The 26,265-nt window shown below is 68.7% G+C and carries 20 protein-coding genes; 5 read left to right on the top strand and 15 right to left on the bottom strand.

Translation table 11 applies throughout. From position 1 onward, the window contains the following. The first annotated feature begins 131 nt into the window (after positions 1-131). Genes OG817_RS04105 through OG817_RS04095 form a run of 3 tightly spaced genes read left to right on the top strand, consistent with a single transcriptional unit; the run spans position 132 to position 2,158 of the window. A complete protein-coding gene (locus tag OG817_RS04105) occupies positions 132-686 on the top strand; it encodes a carboxymuconolactone decarboxylase family protein (protein ID WP_406052270.1) in 555 nt (184 codons plus the stop codon). Next, positions 683-1,606 carry an RNA polymerase sigma-70 factor gene (locus OG817_RS04100; protein ID WP_396397850.1) on the top strand — a complete coding sequence of 308 codons (924 nt, stop codon included), beginning with the start codon at positions 683-685 and terminating at the stop codon, positions 1,604-1,606. The genes OG817_RS04105 and OG817_RS04100 overlap by 4 nt, the downstream gene beginning before the upstream one ends. Positions 1,607-1,639: 33 nt before the next feature. Further along, entirely contained in the window at positions 1,640-2,158 is a 519-nt protein-coding gene (locus OG817_RS04095) for a GNAT family N-acetyltransferase (RefSeq protein ID WP_406052268.1), read from the top strand. Positions 2,159-2,248: 90 nt separating this feature from the next. On the opposite strand, the gene OG817_RS04090 is transcribed toward OG817_RS04095, so the two are convergent. From OG817_RS04090 to OG817_RS04060, 7 genes are all read right to left on the bottom strand, one after another. Then, a complete protein-coding gene (locus tag OG817_RS04090) occupies positions 2,249-7,882 on the bottom strand; it encodes an Ig-like domain-containing protein (RefSeq protein WP_406052266.1) in 5,634 nt (1,877 codons plus the stop codon). 264 nt (positions 7,883-8,146) lie between these two features. After that, the gene (locus OG817_RS04085; RefSeq protein ID WP_406052265.1) at positions 8,147-10,360 is read right to left on the bottom strand and encodes a hypothetical protein; all 2,214 of its coding nucleotides are present in this window, start codon (positions 10,358-10,360) and stop codon (positions 8,147-8,149) included. Beyond that, positions 10,357-11,322 (bottom strand): glycosyltransferase family 2 protein, encoded by a 966-nt coding sequence (locus OG817_RS04080; protein WP_406052263.1) that lies wholly within the window; start codon positions 11,320-11,322, stop codon positions 10,357-10,359. Before OG817_RS04080 ends, OG817_RS04085 begins: the two co-directional genes overlap by 4 nt. Positions 11,323-11,378: 56 nt before the next feature. After that, the gene (locus tag OG817_RS04075; RefSeq protein ID WP_406052261.1) at positions 11,379-12,929 is read right to left on the bottom strand and encodes a gamma-glutamyltransferase; all 1,551 of its coding nucleotides are present in this window, start codon (positions 12,927-12,929) and stop codon (positions 11,379-11,381) included. A gap of 4 nt (positions 12,930-12,933) precedes the next feature. Beyond that, on the bottom strand, positions 12,934-15,474 hold the full coding sequence (locus OG817_RS04070; protein WP_406052259.1) for a phenylalanine--tRNA ligase subunit beta: 2,541 nt from the start codon (positions 15,472-15,474) through the stop codon (positions 12,934-12,936). Then, positions 15,474-16,583 (bottom strand): phenylalanine--tRNA ligase subunit alpha, encoded by a 1,110-nt coding sequence (gene pheS, locus OG817_RS04065; protein ID WP_406052257.1) that lies wholly within the window; start codon positions 16,581-16,583, stop codon positions 15,474-15,476. Before pheS ends, OG817_RS04070 begins: the two co-directional genes overlap by 1 nt. 126 nt (positions 16,584-16,709) lie before the next feature. Beyond that, positions 16,710-18,233: an MFS transporter gene (locus OG817_RS04060; RefSeq protein ID WP_406052255.1), complete on the bottom strand. Its 1,524-nt coding sequence runs from the start codon at positions 18,231-18,233 to the stop codon at positions 16,710-16,712. A 55-nt stretch (positions 18,234-18,288) separates the two neighbouring features. Here OG817_RS04060 and OG817_RS04055 point away from each other — a divergent pair, with 55 nt between their 5' ends. Further along, positions 18,289-18,990, top strand: coding sequence for a TetR/AcrR family transcriptional regulator (locus OG817_RS04055; RefSeq protein WP_396397841.1), 702 nt, complete (start codon positions 18,289-18,291; stop codon positions 18,988-18,990). On the opposite strand, the gene OG817_RS04050 is transcribed toward OG817_RS04055, so the two are convergent. The 4 genes from OG817_RS04050 to infC form a co-directional block, all read right to left on the bottom strand. Next, complete coding sequence (locus OG817_RS04050) at positions 18,980-19,798, bottom strand: TrmH family RNA methyltransferase (RefSeq protein ID WP_393396594.1); 819 nt, start codon at positions 19,796-19,798, stop codon at positions 18,980-18,982. The two genes, OG817_RS04055 and OG817_RS04050, sit on opposite strands and share 11 nt — an antisense overlap. Before the next feature lie 28 nt (positions 19,799-19,826). Beyond that, positions 19,827-20,219 (bottom strand): 50S ribosomal protein L20, encoded by a 393-nt coding sequence (gene rplT, locus OG817_RS04045; protein WP_131367113.1) that lies wholly within the window; start codon positions 20,217-20,219, stop codon positions 19,827-19,829. A 79-nt stretch (positions 20,220-20,298) separates the two neighbouring features. Then, positions 20,299-20,493: a 50S ribosomal protein L35 gene (gene rpmI / locus OG817_RS04040; RefSeq protein WP_131367115.1), complete on the bottom strand. Its 195-nt coding sequence runs from the start codon at positions 20,491-20,493 to the stop codon at positions 20,299-20,301. An 87-nt stretch (positions 20,494-20,580) separates the two neighbouring features. After that, the gene (infC, locus tag OG817_RS04035) at positions 20,581-21,312 is read right to left on the bottom strand and encodes a translation initiation factor IF-3 (protein ID WP_396397861.1); all 732 of its coding nucleotides are present in this window, start codon (positions 21,310-21,312) and stop codon (positions 20,581-20,583) included. A 280-nt stretch (positions 21,313-21,592) separates the two neighbouring features. On the opposite strand from infC, the gene OG817_RS04030 reads away from it, so the two are divergent. After that, a complete protein-coding gene (locus OG817_RS04030) occupies positions 21,593-21,982 on the top strand; it encodes a DUF1844 domain-containing protein (RefSeq protein WP_396397839.1) in 390 nt (129 codons plus the stop codon). A gap of 143 nt (positions 21,983-22,125) precedes the next feature. Here OG817_RS04030 and OG817_RS04025 read toward each other — a convergent pair whose 3' ends face one another. The 4 genes from OG817_RS04025 to OG817_RS04010 form a co-directional block, all read right to left on the bottom strand. Continuing rightward, on the bottom strand, positions 22,126-22,899 hold the full coding sequence (locus OG817_RS04025) for an LLM class F420-dependent oxidoreductase (protein ID WP_406052251.1): 774 nt from the start codon (positions 22,897-22,899) through the stop codon (positions 22,126-22,128). 198 nt (positions 22,900-23,097) lie between these two features. Further along, positions 23,098-24,012 (bottom strand): carbohydrate ABC transporter permease, encoded by a 915-nt coding sequence (locus OG817_RS04020; protein ID WP_393396587.1) that lies wholly within the window; start codon positions 24,010-24,012, stop codon positions 23,098-23,100. Next, entirely contained in the window at positions 24,009-24,887 is an 879-nt protein-coding gene (locus OG817_RS04015) for a carbohydrate ABC transporter permease (RefSeq protein ID WP_131367120.1), read from the bottom strand. The genes OG817_RS04020 and OG817_RS04015 overlap by 4 nt, the downstream gene beginning before the upstream one ends. Further along, complete coding sequence (locus OG817_RS04010; RefSeq protein WP_406052249.1) at positions 24,887-26,182, bottom strand: ABC transporter substrate-binding protein; 1,296 nt, start codon at positions 26,180-26,182, stop codon at positions 24,887-24,889. Before OG817_RS04010 ends, OG817_RS04015 begins: the two co-directional genes overlap by 1 nt. Positions 26,183-26,265 lie beyond the last annotated feature (83 nt).

The raw sequence follows: 26,265 nt of genomic DNA, 5'->3' as shown, positions 1-26,265 counted from the left end.
CATGGCTTGGAAAAATATCCAACCGATCCCGGTGTGCCGCCCTGTCCATCCTGGCCTGTGACACGCGCCATGTCACGGCCGGGTGGGTCCCGCGTGTCCGCAAGGGGGACGACGACCTGAGGGAGGACGGGATGGCCCGGATCGAGCTGGAGCATCGCAAGACGTGGTTCGTGCGGACGGTCGAGTGGAGCAGCCGGAGGATGTACCGCAAGGTGCCGGATCCGGTGAAGGTGGCGCTGCACAACCGGCGGGTGCTGGTGTCGACGATGCTGCTGGAGGGGTCGGCCGCGCGATGGAAGAAGCTGGACCCGACACTCAAGGCGCTCGCGGTGATGATGCCGTCGGCGCAGATCGGCTGCAGCTGGTGCATGGACTTCGGCTACTGGGAGTTCCACCACGAGGGTGTCGACCCCGCGAAGCTGCGCGATGTGCCAGGGTGGCGGGACAGCGACGTCTACACGGATCTGGAGCGCGCGGTGATGGAGTACGCCGAGGCGATGACGGTGACCCCGCCAACGGTCACCGACGAGCAGGTCGAGCGCCTGCGCCAAGACCTGACCGACGAGCAACTGGTCGAGCTCACGGCACTGGTCTCACTGGAGAACTTCCGGTCCCGCAGCAACGCCGCGCTCGGCCTGACCAGCCAGGGCTTCAAGGAGTTCTGCGAGCTGAGGCCGGCCACGTGACTGATGATCAGCCGGGTCGCGCCGACGAAGAACTCGCTCGCGAGTTCGACGAACACCGGGCGGTCCTGGTAGGAGCGGCGTACCGGGTCGTGGGCAGTGTCACCGACGCGGAGGACGTGGTCCAGGAGGCCTGGCTGCGGTGGGCCGCGATCGACCACGGCGACATCCGCGACCCGCGGGCGTACCTGATCCGCATCACCACGCGGCTTGCGCTGAACCGGCTGCGGGAGCAGAAGGCCCGGCGGGAGCAGTACGTCGGGCCTTGGCTGCCCGAGCCGATGTCGCCGGAGCTCGCGGCACCCGATGCGGATCCGGCGGCGGTCGTGGAGCTCGCGGACTCGGTCAGCATGGCGATGCTGGTCGTCCTCGAGACGCTCTCGCCGCTCGAGCGTGCCACGTTCGTCCTGCGCGAGGTGTTCGATCTCCCGTACGACGAGATCGCGGACACGCTCGGCCGGTCCGAGACCGCGGTCCGGCAACTCGCCCACCGGGCCCGGGAACACGTGCAAGCGCGGCGGCCGCGGCATCACGTCGACAAGGCGCGGCACAGCGAGCTGACGGTGCAGTTCATGGCGGCCGCCGGGACCGGCGATTTCGAGCAGGTCGTGTCGCTGCTGGCGCCGGATGCGGTCCTGATCAGCGACGGCGGCGGCAAGAAGAAGGCGGCCCTCCGGCCGATCCACGGCGCGGCGAAGATCGTTCGCTGGCTGTTCGCGGTGATCGCGGAGAACCCCACCTTCGAGATCCGGATGGGGACGCTGAACGGCGAGACCGCGGCCATCGCCTACGACGGCGACGAGCCGGACACCGTCGCCTTCTTCGAGATGACCGACGGCCTGATCACCGAGATGTACCTGGTCCGCAACCCCGACAAACTCACCGCGGTCCCACCCCGCCACACCCTCGATGCGCAGTCGTAGAGTATCTGCAACTGAGTCGCATCTGGAGGTGGAGTGAAGTACGTGGAGGTCGAGCCGGACGAGGCTCTGGACCCGGCGCTGCGGGCGGATCTGCTGGACACCTGGATCACGGCCACGGACGCCGGTGGCGCGGTCGGCTTCACTGCGCCGGCGCCGGCCGAACAGGTGGCGGAGACGCTGGACGACGCGCTCGGCCGGGTCGCGGCCGGCCTGGACGTGCTCGGCGTCCTGCACAACGGGGAGCGGTACGTCGGGATGGGGCTGCTGGTGACGCGGGGCAGCGCCCTCCAACCGCACTGGCGCACGATGCTGCGCGTGATGGTCCATCCCCAGCACCAGGGCAACGGTGCCGGCCGCCTGTTGATGGAAGGGCTGCGCAGCTCGGCCGTCGATCTCGGTCTGGAGCAGCTCCAGCTGACGATCCGCGACGGCCTGGGCCTGGAGAAGTTCTACGAGCCGCTCGGCTACCGCGTCGTCGGCCGTCATCCGCGCGCGATCCTGGTCGCTCCCGGCGAGTACCGCGACGAGATCATGTTCGTCCAAGACCTCTGACCCAGGTGTCCAACCGCCGAGTCGTGGCGATCGGTCACGAATCGGCTGATGACTGAACCACAATCCACGACTCGGCGTACCCACCAAGGGCTAGCGGCGGGAGCGGACGAGGGCCAGGAGGGTGGCGCCCAGGGCGGTGAGGAGGGTGCCTAGGGTGACGAGGATGGCCGGCGGGCCGCCGGTGGCGGGGAGCTGGGTGTTGTTGAGGGGTTGAGGGTCGGTCGTGGGTGGCGCTCCCAGGGTGACCTTGACCGGGGCGGTGACTGCGGCACCGGTTGCGTCGGTGCGCTGGTACGACACCTTCGCGGTTCCCGTGAAGCCGGCTGCGGGCGTGAGGCTGATGGTGCCGTCCGGAGCGACGGTCCAGGTGCCGGATGCGTCGGTGACGCGCTTCGTGCAGGTGGCCGAGCCGGTGCGCAGGCAGACCGTGCTGGGGTCGATCGCGCCGTCGTCGTTGAGCAGTGGGTTGACCGCGACCGGGTTGCCCGGCGTACCGGTGGCCGTGTCCGCTGTTGCCTTCGCGAGGATCGGCGCTGCCACGGTGACGTCGACCAGCGCCGTGTTCGACGTACCGTTCGCGTCGGTGACCCGGTAGGCGAGGGATCGCGTCGTACCGATGAAGCCCTTCGCCGGGGTGAACGTGATCGTGCCGTCCGCGGCCACCACGAAGCCACCCTCGTCCGGAACGCTCACCGCCTTCTTGTCCTTACCGTCCGCCGGATCACGCAGTACGACGGAGGCCGGCGCGAGCGGCGCGGACGGGTCACCGGGCTTGTCGTTGCCGAGCACCTGGATGACCACGGCCTGGCCGAAGCCGGTCCGGGCGCTGTCGTCGACGGTGACCGGACGCACCGGCACCACTGTCACCGTGATCGTCGCGCGCGCCGAGTTCCGGTTGCTGTCCTTCACCTCGTACGCCGCCGGCCGCGCCGTACCCGTGAACGTCGCCACCGGACTGAAGGTCACCTTGCCCTTGGCAACCGACCACTCACCTTGCCCGGCGACCGTCACATCGTCGACCAACGCGCCGGCCGGACCGACCAACAACAACGTCGCCGGATCCAAGGTCGCATCCGGTCCCGGCTTGTCGTTCGCCAGCGGGTCGACCGTCACCGCCACATGTTGTTTGGTCCGCGCCGCATCAGGCGTCGCCACCGGCCGAGCCTGGACCGCGATCGTCAGGGTGGCCGCACTGATTGTGCCGTTGCTGTCGGCCACCTGATACCCGACCGGCGTCGTCGTACCGGCGAAACCATCCACCGGCGCGAACCTGATCCCACCCGAGGGCTGGACAGTGAACAGGCCTTGCCCCGGCACCTCCAGCGAGGTCACGGCATCGCCGGTCGCCGGATCGAGTAACCGCACGTCGGCGACCGCGAGCGATGCCGAAGCGTCGCCTGCCTTGTCGTTGTCCAGCACCGCGACGGTCACGTCAGTCTCGAAGGGAGTCGACGCCTTGTCGTCCGCAGCGACGGGCACCACCGGCGTCACCGCCACGGCGACGGTCGCGGTCGCCGAGTTCCGGCTCGTGTCAGCGACCCGGTAGACGATCGAGACGACACCGCGGTACGCCGGCGCCGGATCAACCGTGAGCTTCCCGGTCACCGCATCCACCGCGAACGCGGCCTGTCCGGCGATCGTTGCCGTCCGCCCCCAGCGCCCCGCGCTCGCGTCGTACACCTGGACCGAGGTCTTCTCCAGCTGAGCAGCCGTACCCGGCTTGTCGTTGCTCAGCGGATCGACCGTCATCTTCACGTTCTGCTTCGTGGCTGCCGTGTCCCCAACCGCCTCCGGCCCCTTGCCGACCGTGAGGAACAACAGCCCCTCGGCGATCGACCCGTTGTCGTCGGTGATCCGGTACGTCGCCGGGGTCGTCACCCCCTGGTAGTCCTTGACCGGAGTGAACGTGATCGACCCATCATCCGCAGCGGTGTAGCTGCCCTCGCCAGGCTGGGTGATGGTCTTGCGATACCCACCGGCCATGTCCTTCAGCACCAGGCTCGTCCGAACCAGCGGCGCGGACGGGTCGCCCGCCTTGTCGTTGGCCAGCACGTCGACCGTGATCGCGTGGTTGTACGGCGTGATGCCCGAATCGTCCACGGCGACAGGCCAGACCGGGGTGACTGTCATCGTCAGCGTCGACGCGGAGAAGATCCCGTTCGAGTCAGCGACCCGGTAGTTGATCGCCATCGCCTTGCCGCGGAAGGCCGGCAGCGGGTCGAACACCACAGCCCCACTCTGCTGCACGGTGTACGTGCCCTGATTGGCGACCGTGACCTTCTTGAGGTACCCCGCCATCCGAGCAGCCGGGTCCAGCAGGCCGACCGACGCCGGATCGAGCCTGGCGTCAGTGCCCGGGCTGTCGTTGGACAGTAGGTTCACGGTCACGGTGACGTCCTGCAGCGTGGATGCGGTGTCGGCGACGGCGACCGGTGGCAGACCGACGGTGATCCACAGCTTCGCGGTCGCCGGCGTTCCGTTGCTATCGGCCACTTGATAGGTCAGCGGCGTGCCCGGTCCGCGGAACGTCGCGCCCGGATCGAAGGTCACCACTCCCCCGGCCGCCGTGTAGACACCCTCGTTCGGGATCGCGACCTTCGCCTTCAACGAGCCATCCGCCGGATCGGTGAGCAGAAGAGTCCCCGGAACCAGCGGCGCGGTCGCGTCACCCGGCTTGTCGTTCGCCAGCACCTTGACCGTGACGGTCTTGTCGTACGGCGTTGTCGCCGCATCGTCGGCCGCGATCGGAGTGACGGGAGTGATCGTCACCGTGATGGTCGACTTGGTGGCCTGACCGAACCAGTCCGTGACGCGATAGGTCAGCGTGGTCGCCGTACCGGTGAAGCCTGGCAGCGGATCCACGGTGACGGTGCCGTCGGGATTGACCTGGTAGCTGGCCTGACCAGGGATCTTCACCAACTTCTTGAGGGAGCCGTCGGCCGGATCGAGGAGGGCCAGACTCAGCCGGTCGAGGCCGGTGCCCTGTCCGGCCGTGTCGTTCGCGAGCGGGTCGACGTTCAGCAAGAGGTTCTGCTTGCCGGTTGCGGTGTCGGGCTTCGCGGTCGGTGCGGCCGGCTTCGCGATCGTGACGGTGAGCGTCGCGGTGGCCAGCGTGCCGTTCACGTCCGAGACGCGGTAGGTGATCGGCGCCGTGACCCCGGTGTACGTGGGCAGCGGGTCGACCTCGATCCTCCCATCCGGCTCGACCGTGAACGTCGCCTCGCCGGCGACGACCGCCGTCGTCTTCGGCTGATGCGTCTTCGGGTCGAGCAGCCGCACACTGCTCGGGACCAACGGGACCGCCGGGTTGCCCGCGGTGTCATTCGCCAGCACAGCGATCGAGGTAGTGGTGTCGTACGCCGTACTCGCGGTGTCGTCGGAGGCATCGGGTTGGACCTTGGTCACCCGGACCGCGAGGATCGTCGTTCCGAGCGCGCCGTTGCCGTCGGCAACCTGGTAGGCCACCGGTGTCGCCGCGCCGCTGAACGTCCGGACCGGCTCGAACAGGATCCGGCCGTCCGGTTTCGCGGTGTATTTACCCTGGCCCGGAACGACGACCGACGTCCTCGGCTCGGAGCGCGTCGGCGCGTTCAACCGCACGCTGCCCGGAACCAGCGCCGACCCGGTCGGGCCAGGCTTGTCGTTGTCCAGGACGGGAACGAGCACCGACGCACCCTGCAGCATCGTGACCGCGTCCGGGTTCGCAACCGGCGGACCGGGTGCGTCGACCGAGACCGTCAGCGACGCCCACGCCGCGGTCCCGTTCCTGTCCAGCACCTGGTACGTCAACGCCGTGCCAACCCCGTGGAAGCCGCGCACCGGACGAAACGTGACCTTGCCGTCGGCCACCAAGTACGTCGCCTGCCGCGCGATGGTCACCTGGTCGACGAGCTTGTGGCTGAGCGGGTCGACCAGTCGCAGGCTGGCGGGATCGAGCGGAGCATCTGGAGAACCGGGCAGGTCGTTGTCGAGCACCGGTACGACGGCATCCGTGTCGAACGGCGTGGACACGGAGTCGCCGTTGGCCGTGGGATTGACTGGGGTGACCGTGACGACGAGCGTGGACTCGGCGGTCTGCCTGGTGGTGTCGGTGACGCGGTAGCCGATCGACGTACCGACACCGGTGAACTGCGGCTTCGGCACGAAGTCCACGGCGCCGCTGGGCTTGACGGCGTACTCACCCTCGCCGGGGATGACCACCGTCGTCTTGAACGTCGCGTCGGCCGGGTCACGGAGTACGACGGAGCCGGCGACGAGGGTGACGCCAGGGGCGGCGTGGTCGTTGGCGAGTGGCTTCAGCGCGATGCTGACGTTCTGCGGGGTGGTCGCGGTGTCGGGCGTGGCGACCGGACCGGCGGGCAGCGCGACGGTGACGGTCAGCGTCGCGGTCGCCGTACTGCCGTTGCGGTCGGCAACCCGGTAGGTGACCGGCTTGGCCTTGCCCACGAAGCCCGGGACCGGGTCGACGTCGATCGTGCCGTCGGACCTGGCGACGTACTTGGCCTGGCCGACGACGTTCACCATCTCGACGCACTTGTTGCCGTCGACGAGGCAGAGGGAGCCCGACTTGAGCGTCGCGTCCGGGTCGCCGGGCTTGTCGTTGCCGAGCACATCGACGATCCGTCCGGTGTTGAACTCGGTCGTCGCGGTATCGTCGAGCAGGATCGGCGGAGGCGGTGGCGCGATGGTGATCGGGTGGTCCTCGACCTCACCGGCGTCGGCGGCACCGGTCGGTTTCTCCACCTGTGGGTCGTTGTAGCCGATGCGCACCCGCGCGTACGACGCTCCGGCCTTGGGACGGGCGAGCTTGGTCCAGTTGAGAGTGGCCGCGCCCTGACCGGGGGCGAAGGTGGTGCATGCGCGCTCGGCGGGTTGGAAGGAGCCGTTGCGGTCGAGGTCGATCCACGCGCAGACCCGGCCCGACTTGGACGCGCCGCTGAGGGCGACGATCGCGGAGTAGGCGGCCGCGTTCGTGCGGAGCGGCTTGAAGGTGCCGCCGTCGTCAGCCTGATCCGGGGCCTGAGGACCGGTGGTGCCGTTGGCAACGGTCACGTTGTCCTCGGTTGCGTCCTTGCCGAGGTGTACGTCGCTGAGCACCGACCAGGCAGCGCCGTACGACTCGGGGGCGTCGCCGAAGTCCTCGCCGGTGGACGCGAGCAAGGAGAACGCGTCGCCGGAAGCCGGGGTGTTGAACGCCGGGAGCTTCGGGTGCTTGGTGAAGATCGCGGTCACGTCGAAGCTGAGCTTGGTGGCGACGCCGTTGATCCGGACGGAACCGCAGGCGGCGCTTGCGGTGGCGTCGGGGCCGCCGGCGCCGGTCTTGGTGTTGCTGCAGTTCGGGCCGGCGTCATGGTTCGCGGCGGTGATCGTGTCGCTGGTGACGGCGAGATTGTTGCCCTGGCCGACCTTCGTGAGGCTGAGGCCGGCGGTGGTGAGCTTGAGCACCGAGTGCAGCTCGGATTGGGCGGCGGGTTTGTCGCTGACGGTCTGCGTGACCGCGCCGCCGATCCCGGCCAGATGGAGCACCGGGTTGCGTACCGGCTGCGAGAACGCGATCGTCACCGTGCCGCGGTCGCCACAACCTCCGGTGGACGCGCAGGTCCCGGTCTTCACCACGAGATCCTCAGCCGGGGTCGTGCGCGCTATCGGCGGCGCGTACGTGGTCGGCCCGGTCCCCCGCACGCCCGCCGTCGTCGCATCCACCAACTCCGTCTGCCCAGTCACGGTGATCGTCTGCTTGAGTCCCGACCCAGGCATCACCGCGGTCGCCGAGTCCCCCTGCGCGAAAGGCGCCGACGGCACTTCATAGGCGGTTGCGTCCACGCACGGCAGGGCGAGCAGGCCCAACACCAACAGAATGGATGCGCCCGGTCGCGTCGCCCGCATGTGCAGCCCTCCCGAGCAATCACGTTTCCGCATGCTTCGGCCGCGGGGCGGGCGGGCCAGCGTAGAGGTAACGGCCTACGCTGGCCCAATGTTACGGGCTAATCACTCTCCGAGGTCGTAGATCCGGACCTTGCCGATGCTGTGTCGCAACGTGGCCAGCCGGTCGAGCTCGGTGGACACGGTCCCGTCGCGGGCGTCGACGTACAGCCAGCGGACGTCGTACTCGTCGCGGAGCCGACGGAGGCGGTCCGGTGTCGGCGTGGCGAGGGCCTCGGTGGTGAGCGTGACTCGCTCGGGCCAGGGCGACAGCTGTTCGGTGTACCGGCGGCCGCCGACGCCCTGCTCGGCCATCGCCTGGTTCGTGTACGCCCAGCCCTCCATCACGGTCCGGCGACCAGCGATCCCACTGACCAGATAACCGCGGGCATCACACCCAGGCGTCTGCGGTCCGGCCGGACGACACCAAGTGTTCGTGGCAACGACATCGGTCGGCGCGGAGTTCTTCTCGAGCCACAACGCCGCCGACGCCTCGTCCCGATACACCCACCAGTGAGGCGCCCGGTGCGTCTGCGACTTCTCGGTGTCCCCATGCGCCGCGCTCTGCAGGAACGAACTGATCGGCGAGATCGCCAGCAACATCAGTACGACGAGCAGCCCGCCACCCGCCTGCCGGAAGAACAGTCGCCACACCAGCAGCAGCACGACCGTCAACGCGAGTACGACGAGCAGCACGCGCGTGCTCAGCCACAGTTGACGGCCCGGCGAAGCGGCCGGCACACCCCTCGCCCACACCAGCAGACCAGCACAGACCACCGACACGATGAACGCCGTGACCGCCACCGGGATCGGCCGTTGGGCCGCACGCACACTGACGGCCGCGAACCAGCCGGCTGCCGCGAGGCTGAACGGCGCGCTCGTGTAGATGAAGTAGGACTCGCTCACGGACGGGTGGTCGATCAGGAGGTACCCCGCCCAGCCGGCGATCATCGCTCCCAGTAGGAACCACGCGACCGGATCCCGCCGGCCGGCGACGCCGAAACCGGCCCATGCCATCGCCTGAAGAGTGAGCAGTACAGCCAGCAGCAATGTCAGCGTCCCGATCACCGCACCATGCGCCAGCGCGGGCAGGATCAGACCGCCCTCCCCGGGTGGCGTCGTATCACCGGTCGCGGCCGTGTAGACGGGTAGCGACTTCAGAACCGCAAGGAACTGCAGACTCGAACCTTTGGTGCTCCCCGCAACCGTCAGCAACGTCCCGGCACCGACCGCCACGAGCACGACACCGGCGACGATGATCCGCCGCGGCACTCGCCGGGTCGTCACCAGCAGGAACACCGCGGACAGCCCGACGCCCGCGATCAACAGCGGCAACACCGTCGGCTTCGACCCACCGCCGACGATCGCGACGCCGATCACGACCACCCACAACCAGCCCCCGGCGTTCCTGAACAACAGCTCGATCAGCAACACCGCCGCGGTCACACAGGCGACCAGCCCGAACGTCTGCGAGGGACTCAGGAAGCTGACCGGCGGCGCCAGATTCACACTCGTGTCGAAGAACAAGTACAACTGCGGCGCGGCCAGGGCGATGGCCGCGAGCAGGCCGGTCCACCAGGTGCGACTCACGGTCCGCGCCAGCGTCGCGCACACGAGCAGTACGACGACCAGCCACGGCAGCAGCCACAACCGGAACAGCACGATCATCGGCGTCAGCCGGGTAATGTCCACGGCCCCGGCCATGTCGGCGTCCGCGAACCAGTGGTACTCCAGCCGCTCCCCCACCACCTGCGGCAACTCCGGCGGGACCGACCGGGTCAACTCGTTCACCAGTGACAGGTGGTAGAGCAGGTCCGGGTAGTACGCCGACCCGTCCGGCGGCATCGCGTGGTACGCCAGCACGCCGACGGTGGTAGCGCCGACCATGACCGTCGCCGACACGGCCAGTGCCCAGGTCCACGCGACCGGCAGTGGTTTCGGGTCGGCGATACGCCAGCACTCGCGCAGGCGTCGTACCGAGGCGAAGGCGATCAGTACCAGCAAGGGCCAGATGATGAGCCAGCGCTGCCAGCCGAGTGCGGTGAACAGAGCCCAGCCGATCAGCTGCCAGGTCGCACCGACGACGGAGCCGAGGCCGAGGTCCTCCGCCCAGTTGCCTGTACTACGCCAGGCCGCGCGCAGGAGGAGAGTGCCCGGGAGCGCGATCGCCAGCGCGAAGTAGACGGCGTACTTGACGATGGGGCCTGGACCGACGTCGACCGAGAGCAGCCCGATGACCGCGACCAGGAACGGCAGCAGCCAGGGAAGGGACCGCTTCATCGGTGGTGTACCGGTTCCTGATGTCCTTGGTCTTCGAGGCTGTCGTAGCCGACGAGGAACTGCGGCCGGCGCTGGCTGGACTGGAACAGACGGGCGACGTACTCGCCGAGCAGGCCGAGGCAGAGCAGTTGGACCGCGCCGATCACGCTCACCGCGAGCACGGTCGACGTCCACCCGGGGATGCCGCGGCCGGTGAGCTTGATGACGAGCGAGCCGACGACGAACATCACCGACAGCAGGCCACCGAGCAGCCCGAGCCAGGTCGCCAGCCGCAGCGGAGCCGCGGAGAACGCGGTCACGCTGTCGAACGCGAGCCGGAGCATCTTGGTCAGGTTGTACTTCGTCGTCCCGGCGGCCCGCTCGGCCCGGACATAGCGCACCTCGGCGCTCGGGAAGCCGAGCCACGGGATGACCAGGCGGAACACGCGGCCGTCCTCGGGTAGCGCGTTCACCGCGTCGACCACCCGCCGCGACACCAGCCGGAAGTCGGCCGCATCGAACGGGATGTCCTTGCCGACCAGCCGGCAGATCAGCCGGTAGTAGAGCCGCGCCGTCGTCCGCTTCGGCCACGAGTCACTCGACCGGTCCGAGCGAACGCCGTACACGACGTCGACGTCCTGCTCGCGCGCCGCGGCGAGGAACTCGGGGATCACCTCCGGCGGGTCCTGCAGGTCGGCGTCGATCGTGACGACGTACCGACCGCGGGCGCGCCGGAAGCCGGCCGATTGCGCGGCCTGATGACCGCTGTTGCGGAGCAGCCGTACGACGCGCAGTTGCGGCCAGTCCTTGGCTGCCTCGAGGAGGAGCGCGGCGGTCCGGTCCCGGCTGCCGTCGTCGACGACCAGCAGCTCGTAGCTGATCCCGAGTCCGTCCAGCAGCGGGTGCATCCGCTCGAAGAAGATCGGCAGCACTTCTTCCTCGTCGTACATCGGTACGACGACGGAGAGCTCAGGGTCCCGCATGGTCTACAGACCTTCCAGTTCGAACGGCCGAAGGGATGACCTTACTCATGACGCGATCAGGTCGGCGGCGAGATGGCGACCCCGCCGGTCCGCCGCGGATCGCCGACCGCGACCAGCCCGTCGACCGGATCCCAGAACGCGGCCGCGACACCGCCGAAGTACATCGAGTGCGGCGGCATCGGCCGGGTCGGCAGCGAGGTCGTGCCGGACACCGGGAGGTCGTCCTCGTAGTCGACCACCACGTCCTGCCGGACCCGCACGTGCAGCCGCGGATGCTCGACCGCGTCGGCCAGCGGCAGGCCGCCGTGCGTGTAGAGCGCGTACACCTGCGCCAGCGCGGTCGGGATCCGGTCCGATCCGGGTGAGCTGATCGCGAGCACCGCACCGTCGCTGTCGCGGCGGGCCACGCTCGGGGCCATGTTGGAGGTCAGCCGTGTCCCGGGCGCCAGGCTGTGCGGTCCGCCGTGGAGCAGCTCCTGCTCACCGAGCGCGTTGTTCAGCCAGATACCGGTGCCCGGCGTCAGTACGCCCGATCCGTAGCCGGACGAGACCGTGATCGCGCAGGCATCGCCTTCGTCGTCGACCACCGAGACGGTCGCCGTACTGGGTGAGCTCAGCGCACGCAGGTCACCAGCCGCAGCGAGGTCCAGCAGCTTCTTGCTCTCCAGCTGCCGCAGGTCCTCCCCGTCGAGCTCTGCGAGCCGTTGCCCGAGTACGGCGTGCTGCACCTCGACGAGCCGCTCGAGCTCGGACTGGTTCCAGCTGCCGTCCGCGGGTACGCCGTCCAGCAGCGCGAGCATCGCGGCGACTGCGACTCCCCCGACGGCCGGCGGCGGGTTGGTCGCCAGCCGCCACCCGTTCTGCCGGACCATCAGCGCTGGACGTACGACGGCCTCGTACGCCGCCAGGTCCTCGGCGGTCAGGATGCCGTCGTTCTCGGCCATGTCGTGGATCAGCAGCTGGGCGAGCTCACCGGTGTACATGGTCTCGGCGCCGTCGCGGGCGATCAGTTCGAGCGCTTCGGCCAGCTCGGGGATCACCAACGTGGTGCCGGCCTTGATCACCGAACCGTCTTCCTCGTGCACGACCCGATGGCTCGGGTGGTGCCAGCCGAAGATGATCTCGTGGGTGAAGCCGAGGTAGTAGCCCGAGGTCCGGCTCAGCGGGAACCCGTCGCGGGCGACATCGATCGCGGGCTGGACGACCTCACGCCAGGGCGCCTTGCCGGAGCGCCGGTGGGCCAGATCAAGTGCCTTCATCCCGCCGGGGGTCGCGACCGACCCGTGGCCGACGGTGGTCGTCGTCCCGCCGCCGTAGTCGGTGGTGACGTCCCAGACGCCCTGGCCGAACCGCTCGGCGGGCAGACCGCGGCCGGGCATCTCCACCCAGCCGTCGATGGTGACGGCATCGCCGCCGGCGACCTGCAGGGTGACGAAGCCGCCCGAGGCCGGCGAGACCACGCCGATCTCGTTCACCATCGTCACCAGGGTGGCCGCGATCGCGGCATCCACCGCGTTGCCACCTTCGGCCGCGACCCGGACCCCCGCCTCGGCCGCCGCCAGGTTGGGCGCGGCGACCGCCACCCGCGGGTGCCCCCGCCCGGCCATATGACTAGCCGACCCGCTGGACGGCGCCGAAGCGATCGACGGCGACCTGGACCGCGGCCTGCCGCGCGTCGGCCACCTCGTTCTCCTTCAGCGTCCGGTCCGCCGCCCGGAAGCGCAGCGCGAACGCGAGCGACTTCTTGCCCTCGCCGATCTGCTCGCCGGTGTACAGGTCGAACAGCCGGACCGACTCCAGCAACTCGCCGGCGCCCTCGACCAGCGCCGCCTCGACCTCCGCCGCGGCCACGTCGGCCGGGACGATCAGCGCCACATCCTCCTTGGCCACCGGGTACGACGAGAACGGGTGCGCCGCGATCGACGCCGGGCCGGCCGTGATCAGGGCCTCGAGGTCGAGCTCGACCGCACTCGACCGCGCGGGCAGCCCGAATGCCTGGCACACCTTCGGATGCAGCTCACCGGCATGACCGACGACCTTGCCATCGACGGAGAACTCCGCGCACCGGCCCGGGTGCCACGGTGCCTGCTCGCCGTTGCGGACCTTCGGCTCGACACCGACGGCCGCTGCGATGGTCCGGGCGAGCTGGACGGCGTCGGCCCAGCCGACCGGCTGACCCTTCCCCCACCAACCCGTCGGCGTCCGCGAACCGGTCAGCACGACACCGACGTGCAGCGGCTGGTCCGGGAGCGCGTCGTTCAGGGTCTGGATCTCGGCGTCGCTCGGGCGATGCTCGACCGGCAGCAGCGGCGCCGGCTTCGACTCGCGCTTCGGCAGGAACACCAGACCGGTCTGGAAGATGGCCAGGTCGGTGGCGCCACGGCCGACGTTGCGCTCGGCGGTCCGCAGCAGCGTCGCCAGCAGCATGGTCTGCATCGACGGCTCTTCGTCGGATATCGGGTTGACCAGCTTGACCGTCGTACGACGTGGGTCGTCGGCGGGCAGACCCATCGCGTCGAAGTCCGCCGCACCGGTGAACGGGTAGGACACGACCTCGGTCAGGCCGGCACCGACCAGCGCGGTGGCGACCCGGCGGCGACGGCGCTGCGCCACGGTCAGACCCTGACCGCCCGGCGCGGCTGGCAGGATCGACGGCACGTTGTCGTAGCCGAACAGGCGGATGACTTCCTCGGCGAAGTCGTTCGGATCATGCAGATCCGGCCGCCACGACGGCGGCGTCACACTCAACAAGTCGTCCCCGGCCTTCTCGATCGCCGCGACGTGCACTCCCGCCGCAAGCGGAGCCGGCACGGCATCTGCAGGGGCCGGCTCGACAGTGCAGCCGACCGAGCGCAGGTGGCGCAGGGTTTCCTCGATGGTGATCGGGGCTCCGGCCACCCGGGCCGAGTGGTCGGCGCGGATGGTGGTCGGCTCCGGGAGTGCGTGCGTGTCGACGACGGTCTCGTCGGCCTCGATCGTGCCGCCGGCCAGGTCGGCGAGCAGATCGGCGACGCGCTGGGCGGCGTACCGCGGCAGCAGCGGGTCGACCTCGCGCTCGAACCGCCGGGACGCCTCGGACGACAACTTGTGCCGTCGCGACGCGCGGGCGATCACGATCGGGTGGAAGTGCGCGGCCTCGATCACCACATCGGTGGTGGCGTCGGAGATCTCGGTGGACGCACCACCCATCACCCCGGCGACGCCGATCGGGCCCGAGTCGTCGGTGATCAGCAGGTCCTCGGCGTCCAGCTCGCGGGTCTGGTCGTCCAGCGTCATCAGCTTCTCGCCGGCGGTCGCCCGGCGTACGACGATCTCGCCGCTCAGCCGGGCCTTGTCGTAGCCGTGGATCGGCTGACCGAGCTCGAGCATCACGTAGTTGGTGATGTCGACGCCGATCGAGATCGGCCGCATCCCGGACGCGAGCAGCCGCTTCTGCATCCAGCGCGGCGACAGCGCCTTCGGGTCGATACCGGTCACCGTGCGCGTGACGAACACGCTGCACGCCTCGGCATCGTCCACCCGCACCGGGTAGCCGCCCTGTCCCGAGCCGGTCAGCGTGAGACCGGCCGGATCCTTGAGCTCCACGCCGTACGCCGTGGCCGCCTCGCGCGCGACGCCACGGATGGACAGGCAGTAGCCCCGGTCCGGCGTGACCGCGATGTCGAGTACGTCGTCGCGCAGGGCCAGCAACTCGATCGCGTCGTCACCCGGCACGGCCTCACCCGGCTCCAGGACGACGATGCCGTGCGTGCCGTCGTCACCGAGACCGAGCTCCGAGCTGGAGCAGATCATGCCGCTGGAGACATGGCCGTAGGTCTTCCGCGCGGAGATCGCGAACCCGCCCGGCAGCACCGCACCCGGCAGTACGACGACCACCAGGTCGCCGACCTCGAAGTTGTTCGCACCGCAGACGACCCACTGCGGCTCGTCCTTGCCGATGTCGAGCGAGCACCAGCGGATCGTCTTGCCGTTCTTCTGCGGCTCGTCCTCGTACGTCAGCACCTTGCCGACGACCAGTGGCCCGGTCAGGTCCGACTCCTCGACGGTCTCGACCTCGAGGCCGGCCCGGATCAGCTTCTCCCCGACATCGCGGCCGGTGACCTCGGCCGGGAGGTCGACGTACTCACGAAGCCATGACAGTGGGACCCGCATCAGATCTCCATCCCGAACTGGCGGCTGAACCGCACGTCGCCCTCGACCATGTCCCGCATGTCCTCGACCCCGTTGCGGAACATCAGCGTCCGCTCCAGGCCCATCCCGAACGCGAAACCGGAGTACCGGTCGGTGTCGATGCCGCAGGCCTGCAGGACGCGCGGGTTCACCACGCCGCAGCCGCCCCACTCGATCCAGCCCTCGCTGCCACAGGTGCGGCACGGGCGGTCCGGGTTGCCGACGGACGCGCCGCGGCAGACGAAGCACTTCAGGTCCACCTCGGCCGACGGCTCGGTGAACGGGAAGAAGTTCGGCCGCAGCCGGGCCTCCAGGCCCTCGCCGAACATCGAGACGACGAAGTGGTCGAGCGTGCCCTTCAGGTGCGCGAGCGTGATGCCCTCGTCCACCACCAGGCCCTCGACCTGGTAGAAGACCGGCGTGTGCGTCGCGTCCAGCTCGTCGGTGCGGAACACGCGGCCCGGGCAGATCACGTAGATCGGCGGCTTGCGGGTCAGCATCGACCGAGCCTGCACCGGGGACGTGTGGGTCCGCAGCACCTTGCCCGATCCGGCCGGCTCGACGAAGAAGGTGTCCTGCATCTGCCGGGCCGGGTGGTCCGGCTGGAAGTTCAGTGCGTCGAAGTTCAGCCACTCGGCCTCGACCTCGGGGCCTTCGGCGACGTCCCAGCCGAGCGAAGTGAACACGTCGGCGACCTGCTCCGAGATCAGCGACAACGGGTGCCGGGCGCCGAGCTCCGGGGTGTGCCAGGGCAGCGTCGCGTCGACCCGCTCGGTGGCGAGCATCCGCTCCTCGTGCTCGGCCTCCAGTACGGCGAGCCGGCCGGCGAACGCCTCGTTGATCGCCTTCCGGGCCGCACCGATCCGCTGCCCGGCCTCCTTGCGGGCCTGCGGCGGCAGCGCGCCGATCTCCCGGTTGGCAAGCGCGATCGGCGACTTCTCTCCCAGATGCGCGCCCTTCGCGTCCTGCAGGGCGGCCAGATCGGCCGCCTCGGTAAAGGCCTTCAGGGCCTCGTCGCGGGTCCGCTCCACCTCTTCGGCGTGCAACGGCGTCACTTCGACCGGGTCGTAATCAGTGTTGGGACCGGACATGGCTCGCTCTCGATTCGGAACTTCTGCGGATTGCAGTCTAGGAACCTTGACCCGCCAAGCGTGAATCGGCTGTCCATCCAGCGGCGACCCGCCCCGGCGCTGGAGCGCCGGGGCGGGGTATCGGGATCAGGAAGGTGTGTCGGCGGTCGCTGCCGGCACCGGCTCCTCAGGCGCGTTGTCGCTCCGGCGCTTGGGCAGGGCAAGCAACGCGACCACGGCACCGGCCAGGGCGCCGATCCAGCCGACCGTCATCGAGATCGACATGGCCTTGGTGAAGGCGGTGCGTGCGGCGTCCAGGAAGTCCGGCCCCAGTGCGATCGTGTCCGCGATCGACGTTCGGGCCTGCTCCGGGACCGAGTCCGGCAGGGACGAAGAGTAGGCGGCCGCCAGGACACTGCCCAGTACGGCGACCGACAGCGCGGCACCGGTCTGCTGGACCGTGTCGTTCATGGCCGAACCGACGCCGCGGTGGTCCGCCGGGACCGCCGACATCAGCAGCGTGTACGCCGCGGGTCCGGCCAGACCACCGCCGACACCCATGACCAGCAGCCCGACGATCAGCAGGCCGTAACCGGTCGAGTCGGACACCTGGGTGAGGATGCCGAAGCTCCCGGCGATGACCGCCAGACCGATCACGATCAGCGTCCGGTCCGCCAGCTTCTTGCCCAGGGTCGCCCCCAGACCGTTGAACACCGTGGCCGCAACGGCGTACGGGATCAGCGCGAGGCCGGCCTTCAGTGGGGAGTAGCCGAGGACGAATTGCAGGTACTGCGTCAGCGCGAGCAGCAGTCCGCCGGCGGTGAAGGACAACAGCACGATCGAGAAGCTCGTGCCGCTGAAGTTGCGGTCCCGGAAGAGCGCGAGCGGCACCATCGGGTGCTCACTTCGCTTCTCCCACAGCGCGAACCCGGCCAGACCGATCACACCGACCGCCAGCCCACCCAGCACCTTCGCCGAGCCGATCCCGTCGGCCGGGATCGAGATGATCGCCCAGACGACGGCGGCCATGCCGATGATCGACAGCACCGCACCGGCCGGGTCGACGTCCCGGGCCGGTCCGCGCGACTCGGGGATCAGAGCGACGGTGCCGATGATCGCCAGGATCGCGATCGGCACGTTCAGCAGGAAGATCGAGCCCCACCAGAAGTGGTTCAGCAGCACGCCGCCGACAGTCGGACCGGCGACCACACCGACCATCGCGACCATCGACCAGCCGGCCATCGCCTTGCGCTGCTCCTCCGGCGGGAACACCGTGAACAGCAGCGACAGCGTGCTCGGCATCAACAGTGCCCCGCCGACACCCATCAGCCCGCGGCAGGCGATCAGCTGCCACGGCGTCTCGGCCAGCGTGGCCAGGACCGACGCCGCGCCGAACAGTGCGAGGCCGAGCAGCAGCATCTTCCGCCGGCCGAACCGGTCGGACAGGCTGCCCGCGGTCAGCAGCAGGCCGGCGAACGCCAGGATGTAGGCGTCGATCACCCATTGGATGTCCGCCGGTGTCGCCTCGAGATCCCGCATCAGCGAGGGGATCGCCAGGTTGAGCACGGTGTTGTCGACGACGAGCACCAGCAGGCACAAGCAGAGGATCATCAGGATCCACCAACGTCGCGGATGACCGGTCGCGGTGGACTCGAACGGTGTACTAGTCACTCGCACACTGTACGACAAGCTCGTACGGTGTGCGAGTCCTGCGTAGGATGGCCACATGAAGGAGCCGATCTGGACCCGGGAACGCAAGGCACCGCCGCGCGAGACGCTCAGCCGGGAGCAGATCGTGAAGACCGCCATGGCGATCCTGGACTCCGAAGGCGTGACCGGGCTGAGCATGCGCAAGCTGGCCGCCAGGCTCGATGCCGGCGCGACCAGCCTGTACTGGCACGTGCCGACCAAGGACGACCTGGTCGACCTGCTCATCGACGAGGTGTGGGGCGAGATCGACGTCCCCGAGCCGGAGCTGGCCGGGTGGCGGAGCGGGGCGCTGCTGTTCGGGCACAGCCTGCGGTCCGCGGTGCTGCGGCACCCGTGGCTGCCCGAGGTGATGTACACCCGGCCGAGCCTCGGACCGAACGCGATGTCGCTCGGGTCCCGCGGCCTGGTGCTGTTCGAGGCGGGCGGCTTCGCCGACCACGAGATCGACCTGGCGATGAGCAGCGTGATGTCGTACGTCCTCGGCACGGTCAACGCCGAGGTCGCCACCCGCGAGATGGTCCGCAAGTCCGGCAGGTCCGAGGAGACCTGGGTCAGCGAGATGCTGGAACAGGCCCAGACGGTGGCCAGTGAGTATCCGGAGATGCAGAAGTCGGTCCGCCGCCGGACCTCGCTCGGTCTCGACTCCAGCCTCACCGAGAACTTCGTCTTCGGCCTCGACGCTCTCCTCGACGGCCTCGCGACCCGCGTCACGAAGTAGCGGTACGCCGCTGGGCGCGGGCCGACGCGTAGAGGCAGACGGCCGCGGCGGTCGCGAGGTTGAGCGACTCGGCCCGGCCGTAGATCGGGACCTTCACCGAGCGGTCGACGATCGCGTCGAACCCGTCGGGCAGTCCGTGCGCCTCGTTGCCGAACAGCCAGACGGTGGGCTTGGCGAGCGTGCCGTCGTCGATACAGGTGTCCAGGTCGCTGGCGCCGTACCCGTCGGCTGCCAGCACCTGCAGGCCGTGATCGCGCCAGGCTTTGACGGCTTCGTGGATGTCGACGTCGGTGGTGATCGGCACGTGGAAGATGCTGCCGACGCTGGCCCGGACCGCCTTCGGGTTGTGCGGGTCGACGGACTCCGACGACAGTACGACGGCATCCGCTCCGGCTGCGTCCGCCGTACGGATCAAGGTGCCGACGTTGCCGGGGTCACGGACCTGGACGCCGGCCGCGACCAGCTTCGTGGTGGGTCCCAGCTCCAACTGGACGTTCACCAGCGAGCAGACGGCGACCACGCCTTGCGAGGTGACCGTCTCGCTGAGGGCTTCGATGGCGGCCCGGTTGACCTCGAACCACGCGACGCCCGCGGCGCCGGCCAGGTCGCGCAGATCGCGATGCCGGGTGGCGACGTCCGGTTCGGCGTACACCTCGAGGACGAGTTCGCGGTGCTCGAGCGCCTCGCGGACTGCCTGCGGGCCCTCCACCAGGAACCGGCCGGACTTGCGCCGGAACGCACGTGTGGCGAGCCGCCGGGCCTGCTTGATCCGCACGGACTGTGCGGTCAGCAGACCAGGGCTCGCCACTCGAGTGCTACTTGAGAAGGGTGGTGGATCAGGCCGCGGCGTCGCTCTTCGGCGCGTTCACGTCGGCCGGCAGGGCGGCCTTGGCCACCTGCACCAGCGCGGAGAACGCGGCCGGGTCGTTGACGGCCAGGTCGGCGAGGATCTTGCGGTCCACCTCGACCTCGGCCAGCCGCAGGCCCTGGATGAACCGGTTGTAGGTGAGGTCCTCGGCCCGGACCGCAGCGTTGATCCGCTGGATCCACAGCTTGCGGAAGTCGCCCTTGCGCGCCTTGCGGTCACGGTAGGCGTAGACGAGCGAGTGGGTGACCTGCTCCTTGGCCTTGCGGTACAGCCGCGAGCGCTGGCCGCGGTAACCGCTGGCCTGCTCGAGTACGACCCGGCGCTTCTTGTGGGCGTTGACTGCCCGCTTCACGCGTGCCATGAGGTGTTACTCCTTGTATTTCTGCGCCGGAGACGGACTGGGCCCACTCGGCGGGGATGTTCGGGGGGAAGGGCGGTGCTCAGATGCCGAGGAGCTTCTTGGCCTTCTTCGCGTACGACGGTGCGACCTCGACGGTGCCGCTCAGACGGCGCTTGCGCTTGGACGACTTCGCCTCGGCGAGGTGGCGGATACCGGTCTGCTCGCGGCGGATCTTGCCTGAGCCCGTGACCCGGACACGCTTCTTCATCCCCGAGTGGGTCTTCATCTTCGGCATGGCTGTTCTGCTCCTGATTTTCTTTCGTTGACTCGATCTTCGGTGGACGGTGCTCCGGCAGTCCCGACGGGCGGCCGGAGCGTCTCGTCACTCCGGGTCGAGGTTGTCTGCCGGACCCTTCGGCTTCTTCGTGGAACCGGCGGCGCGCTCGGCCTCGTGGGCCTGAACCTGCTCGGCACGCTCGGCGCGCTCCGCTTCGTGCTCGGCGTCACGCTCGGCCTGCTTCTTCGCCTTGTCGGCTTCCACGTCCACGCGCGCCTCGGACTTCTTCTTGTGCGGTCCGAGCACCATGATCATGTTCCGGCCGTCCTGGCGCGGCGAGGACTCGACGAAGCCGAGCTCGCTCACGTCCTCGGCCAGCCGCTGCAGCAGCCGGAAGCCGAGCTCGGGACGGGACTGCTCACGTCCGCGGAACATGATGGTGATCTTGACCTTGTCCCCGGCACGCAGGAACCGGACGACGTGACCCTTCTTGGTCTCGTAGTCGTGCGGGTCGATCTTCGGCCGCAGCTTCATCTCTTTGATGACCGTGTTGGTCTGGTTCCGGCGGGACTCGCGCGCCTTCTGCGCGGTCTCGTACTTGTACTTGCCGAAATCCATCAGCTTGCAGACCGGAGGCCGGGCGGTCGCAGCGACCTCGACCAGGTCGAGGTCTGCCTCCTGTGCCAGCCGAAGTGCGTCCTCGATCCGGACGATGCCTACCTGCTCACCGTTCGGTCCGACCAGTCGCACCTCGGGAACGCGGATGCGCTCGTTGACGCGCAGTTCAATGGTGATGGGTCCTCCTGGGTTGTGCTCGTTTGTGTGCCACCTCGTGATCGCGCCGGGAGCCCGGGAACGACAAAGGGCCCTCGTGCGATCACACGAAGGCCCAATTCCCAGATCGACGACGCCCCAACCCCTCCGGGTGGTACGCCGTACGATTGCTTCGATTCTCCGGATGTCCTCCAGAATCTCTCAGCGTGACCGGGACCCGCCGACTGTTCATCGACTGGGTGGGAGGTGGCCCTCCGCTTAGACTTGAACCTCTGGATCGCCCCGAGTATTCCGCTCAGGGGTCACCATCGGACCAGGTCGGTCGCCGTGTAAGAGTAGCAGCATGACCGACTCAGGTGCCACTTCGCAGTCCGGCCCCACGCCCGACCCGCTGTCGACGGTATCGCGCGACATCGCCGACGTACCCAGCGTGGAGATCATCTCGACCGCTGCCCTCCACCTGATGAGCGCCGCCGCCGTCAACCTCGGCCTCGCCGAAGACCTCCCCGACCACAAGGACCTCGACGAGGCCCGTTCCCTCATCGACGCCCTGGCCGGCCTCCTCGACGCCTCGGCCCCCAGCCTCGGCCACCACCACGCCGCCCCCCTCCGCGACGGCCTCCGCTCCCTGCAACTCGCCTTCAAAGAAGCCAGCTCGATCCCCGACGCCCCCGGCCAAGGCCCCGGCGAGAAGTACACCGGCGAGGTCCGCCCCACCGCCGCCCGGCGCTGACCGCCGGGGCCCCGAACCCCAGGGCCATCACAATCCCCGCCGCCGCGACCACCCCCGCGGCACACCGCTCTGAACCGCGCATTGTGATGGCCCCCAGATCCGCGCGGCGGCATCCGCTCAGACACGCGTGCCGATGCTCAATGTCAGGCGTTCTGCTCGTCGCGCCAGGCGATCCAGCGGCGGATGGTGTCGAGGTCGTAGTCGGGCCCGCTGGTGGAGACCGTGAACAGGCTGACGCCGAGCTCACGGAGGGGCGGACCGACCTGCCACGGGTCGCCGCCGACATGGACGGACCGCTCGATCGTCGACGGGTCGCGGCCGATCTCGGCGCAGTACCGGTCGAGCAGACCGAGCTTTCGCACCAGGTCCTCGCCCTCGGCGAAGGTGTTCCAGATGTCGGCGTGCCGGGCCACGACGCGAAGCATCTTCTGCTCGCCACCACCGGCGATCAGGATCGGCATCCGGCCGATCGGCGGCGGGTTCAGCGTGGCGAGGCGCTTCTCGATCCGCGGCAGGGCCTCGGCGAGTCCGGCCACCCGGCGCCCGGGGGACGGGAACTCGTACCCGTACTCGAGGAACTCGCGTTCCTTGAAGCCGGCACCGATCCCGACCACGACCCGCCCACCGCTGATGTGGTCGACGGTCCTGGCCATGTCCGCCAGCAAGTCGGGATTGCGGTAGGCGTTGCAGCTGACCAGAACCCCGAGGTCGATCCGGGAGGTCTGCTCGGCCCACGCGGCGAGAATCGTCCAGCCTTCGAAGTGCTTGCCCTCGGCCACCTTGCCCAGCGGGAAGAAGTGGTCCCAGGTGAACAGGATGTCCGCGCCCAGGTCCTCGACCTCGGCGGCGGCCCGGCGGATCGCGGCGTACTCGGCGCGCTGCGGTGCCACCTGGGCACCGATACGGACTGGTCTCATGGAAGTACTCCCTCAGATGCGCTACGCCCTACCCAATCGTGCTGAACAAGTTCAGCAGTCCGGTGGGGGCATCGGCGGCGTCGCCTCCGGCCAGGAACCGACATTCTGCACCGGATCCGTACGCCGGAGCCGCCGCCGTACGGATCTCGTGCACAACGTGACCAATCCCGCAGAGCCGGGCGGGCCGGGCGAGCCGGGTCAGCCCTTGACGGCGCCTTCTTCTACGCCCTTGAAGAAGAAGCGTTGGAGGGTTGCGAAGACGATCACGATCGGGATGAAGGCGATCATCGTGCCCGCGGCGATGAGGCGGGGGTTGTTGCTGAAGGTGCCGGACAGGTACTGCAGTCCGACGGTCAGGGTGTACTTGTCCGGGTCGGTGAGCACGATCAGCGGCCAGAGGAAGTCGTCCCACGCGCCGATGAACGCGAAGATCGCCACCACGCTGATGGTTCCGCGCACCGACGGCAGCCCGATGTAGACGAACCGCTGCCACGCGTTCGCGCCGTCCACGATCGCGGCGTGATCGACCTCGATCGGCAGCGACCGGAACGCGTTGTACATCAGCAGCACGTTCAGCGCGCCGATCATGCCGGGCAGCGCGACGCCGAACAGCGTGTTCGCCAGCCCGAACTCCCGCACCGTCACGTACTGCGAGATGATCGTGACCTCACCCGGCAGTACGAGCGTGGCCAGGAACAGCCCGAGCACCAGCTTGCGGCCGCGGAACTGCAGCCGGGACAACGCGAAGCCGGCCAGCGACGCACCGAGGACGTTGCCGCCGACCACGAGTACGGCGACGACCAGCGAGTTCCGGGCGTAGTCCCAGACCGGGATCGTGTCGGTCACGGCCTTGTAGTGGTCGAACGTCGGCTGGGCCGGCAGCAGCTTCGGGATCCGGGTGTAGATGTCTTCCCCGGATCCCTTCAGCGACGTGGACAGCTGCCACAGGAACGGCCCGATCGTGATCAGCAGCACGAACACGAGCAGCAGGTACCGGACCACTTTCTCCCGCGGCGAGACGGTGTTGAACCCGAAGGATCCGCGACGGCGGCCGGCCGGAGGACCCGAAGACTCCTTGACCACAGGTCGCACCGGATCAGTCACTGTGGTCATGCTTCCGCTCCTCGACGGTTCAGGCGGGCCAGCACCAGCATCGGTACGACGGTGACGAAGAACAGCACGATCGACAGCGCCGACGCGTACCCGAGGTTGCCCTCGAATCCCTGGCTGTACTGCTGGATCAGCATCACGACCGAGTTGTCCCGGCCACCCGGACCGCCCTTGCCACCACTGAGGATGAACAACTCCGAGAACACCCGCAGCGCCGACACCGAGATGAGGATCGAGATCAGGATCATCGTCCCGCGCACCCCCGGGACCGTCACATAGAAGAACCGGCGGACCGGCCCCGCTCCGTCGACCGCGGCCGCCTCGTGCAGCTCGCGCCCGACGTTCCCTAGGGCTGCCAGGTAGATGATCATGTAGTACCCGAGCCCCTTCCAGATCGTCAGACTGATTGCGCTGAGCAACAACAGCCACTGGTCGGACAGGAACGGCAACGGACCGGAGATGACCCCGAGCTTCTCGGCCAGTCCGTTGACCAGACCACGATCGTCCAGGATCCACTGCCAGATCAGCGCCACCACCACGGCCGAGGCCACCACCGGCGTGTAGAAAGCAGTCCGGAAGAACGTGATCCCGGGCAGCTTCTTCTCCACCAGTACGGCGAGCAGCAGCGGGAAGACGGTCAGGAACGGCAGGCACACCACCATGTAGATGACGCTGTTCAGCAACGCCCACCGCAACTGCTCGTCGTGCAGCAGGGTCTCGAAGTTCTTCAGCCCGACGAAGGTGCCGCCGCCGATCGGCCTGGCGTTGGTGAACGACAGGATGACGGTGTTGATCGACGGCCACAGGTTGAACACCAGCAACCACGCGAGTGCTGGAATCACCAGCACCCACGGGGTGAACCAACGGTTGTACCGCATTACTGCGTCAGAAGCTGGTTGGCCTTCGCCACCGCCGCGTCGAGGGCCGCCTGCGACGACATCTTGCCGGCGATCGCGAGCGAGATCTGCTGACCGATGAAGTCGTTGGTCGCGCCGCTGATCACCGGCGGCTGCAGCACCTTCGCCTTGGCCAGCGACTCGAACGCGAGCACCTTGGCGTCGCTCTCCGGCGTACCGTCACTCTTCGAGAAGTACGGGTCGGACGCGGATGCCTTGGTCGACGGGAAGATGTTCACGATCTTGGCGAACGCGGCCTGGTTCTCGGCGTTGGTGACGAAGCGGGCCAGCGCGATCGCGGCCGCCTGGTTCTTGGTCTTGGCCGACACCGAGAGGCCCTGCACGTACAGCGGCGGGGTGTCCAGCGCGGGCGATGGGACGACCTTGCCCTTCAGGGACGGGTTGTCCTTCTGGAAGTCCTGGATCGCGTTGCCGCCGCCGGTGGTCCAGGCGACCTTGCCCTGGGTGAAGAGCTTGGAGTTGCCGAGGTACTCCTGGGTCAGGATGTCGCGGGGCAGGTAGCCGGCCTTGTAGGCGTCGCGGTACTTGTCCAGCAGCGCGGCGGCCTCCGGGGTGTTGAAGACGAACTTCGTGCCGTCGTCGGACAGGATCTTCACGCCGGCGTTGGTGAAGTCACCGATGCCGGGCAGCCGGCTCATCAGGTACTCCTTGCCGCCGGTCTTGTCGTGCATCACCTTGGCGGCCGCGAGCAGTTCGTCGAAGGTCTTCGGCGGGTTCTTCACATCGAGCCCGGCCGCGGCGAACTTGGTCGCGTTCCAGTAGTCGATGTCGGTGTTCAGGTACCACGGGTAGCCGAACGTGCCGTCCATGCCCTGGTACTGGTACGCTTGGACGCCGCCCTCGACGTACTCGTCCTTGATCTTCGGGTCGGCGGCCGCGACGTCGAGCAGCATGTTCTGCTTGGCCAGCGAGAGCGCGAAGTCCGGCGGGAGGTTGGTGACGTCCGGCAACTGCCCGGCCGACGCCTGGCTCAGCACCTTCTTGTCGTAGCCGTCGCCCGGCTGGTCCAGCCAGGTCACCTTGGTGCCCGGGTACTTCGCCTCGAACGCCTTGATCACACCTTCGACGTACGACGTGAACTTCGGCTTCAGGGCCCAGGTCTGGAAACTCACATCGCCGGTCACCTGGGCATTGGCGTCGACGGTCGGCTTGGCGCCGCTACTGCCGGAGTCGCCGGACGAGCCGAGGCCACAACCGGCCAGAGTGAGAGCCGCGGCGGCAAGAGCTGCCACCGGAGCCAGACGACCTCTACGCATGGATTCTCCTGGGTTTGATAAACCGGTATAGCTCCTGCACTATCCGGGATCGTAGAATCCGCTGTCAAGGGAAGAGGGTGACT

The sequence above is a fragment of the Kribbella sp. NBC_00889 genome, assembly GCF_045207705.1.
GTDB lineage: Bacteria > Actinomycetota > Actinomycetes > Propionibacteriales > Kribbellaceae > Kribbella.
The sequence above is the reverse complement of the archived record's forward strand: the minus strand, read 5'-3'. Positions and strand labels throughout refer to the sequence as shown.

What these genes read in the sequence shown, in the direction of transcription:
- OG817_RS04105 (WP_406052270.1), top strand. Translation starts at nt 132, where the DNA reads ATGGCCCGGATCGAGCTGGAGCATCGCAAGACGTGGTTCGTGCGGACG.
- OG817_RS04085 (WP_406052265.1), bottom strand. Translation starts at nt 10,360, where the DNA reads ATGAAGCGGTCCCTTCCCTGGCTGCTGCCGTTCCTGGTCGCGGTCATC.
- OG817_RS04080 (WP_406052263.1), bottom strand. Translation starts at nt 11,322, where the DNA reads ATGCGGGACCCTGAGCTCTCCGTCGTCGTACCGATGTACGACGAGGAA.
- OG817_RS04075 (WP_406052261.1), bottom strand. Translation starts at nt 12,929, where the DNA reads ATGGCCGGGCGGGGGCACCCGCGGGTGGCGGTCGCCGCGCCCAACCTG.
- OG817_RS04070 (WP_406052259.1), bottom strand. Translation starts at nt 15,474, where the DNA reads ATGCGGGTCCCACTGTCATGGCTTCGTGAGTACGTCGACCTCCCGGCC.
- pheS (WP_406052257.1), bottom strand. Translation starts at nt 16,583, where the DNA reads ATGTCCGGTCCCAACACTGATTACGACCCGGTCGAAGTGACGCCGTTG.
- OG817_RS04055 (WP_396397841.1), top strand. Translation starts at nt 18,289, where the DNA reads ATGAAGGAGCCGATCTGGACCCGGGAACGCAAGGCACCGCCGCGCGAG.
- rplT (WP_131367113.1), bottom strand. Translation starts at nt 20,219, where the DNA reads ATGGCACGCGTGAAGCGGGCAGTCAACGCCCACAAGAAGCGCCGGGTC.
- rpmI (WP_131367115.1), bottom strand. Translation starts at nt 20,493, where the DNA reads ATGCCGAAGATGAAGACCCACTCGGGGATGAAGAAGCGTGTCCGGGTC.
- OG817_RS04030 (WP_396397839.1), top strand. Translation starts at nt 21,593, where the DNA reads ATGACCGACTCAGGTGCCACTTCGCAGTCCGGCCCCACGCCCGACCCG.
- OG817_RS04025 (WP_406052251.1), bottom strand. Translation starts at nt 22,899, where the DNA reads ATGAGACCAGTCCGTATCGGTGCCCAGGTGGCACCGCAGCGCGCCGAG.
- OG817_RS04020 (WP_393396587.1), bottom strand. Translation starts at nt 24,012, where the DNA reads ATGACCACAGTGACTGATCCGGTGCGACCTGTGGTCAAGGAGTCTTCG.
- OG817_RS04015 (WP_131367120.1), bottom strand. Translation starts at nt 24,887, where the DNA reads ATGCGGTACAACCGTTGGTTCACCCCGTGGGTGCTGGTGATTCCAGCA.
- OG817_RS04010 (WP_406052249.1), bottom strand. Translation starts at nt 26,182, where the DNA reads ATGCGTAGAGGTCGTCTGGCTCCGGTGGCAGCTCTTGCCGCCGCGGCT.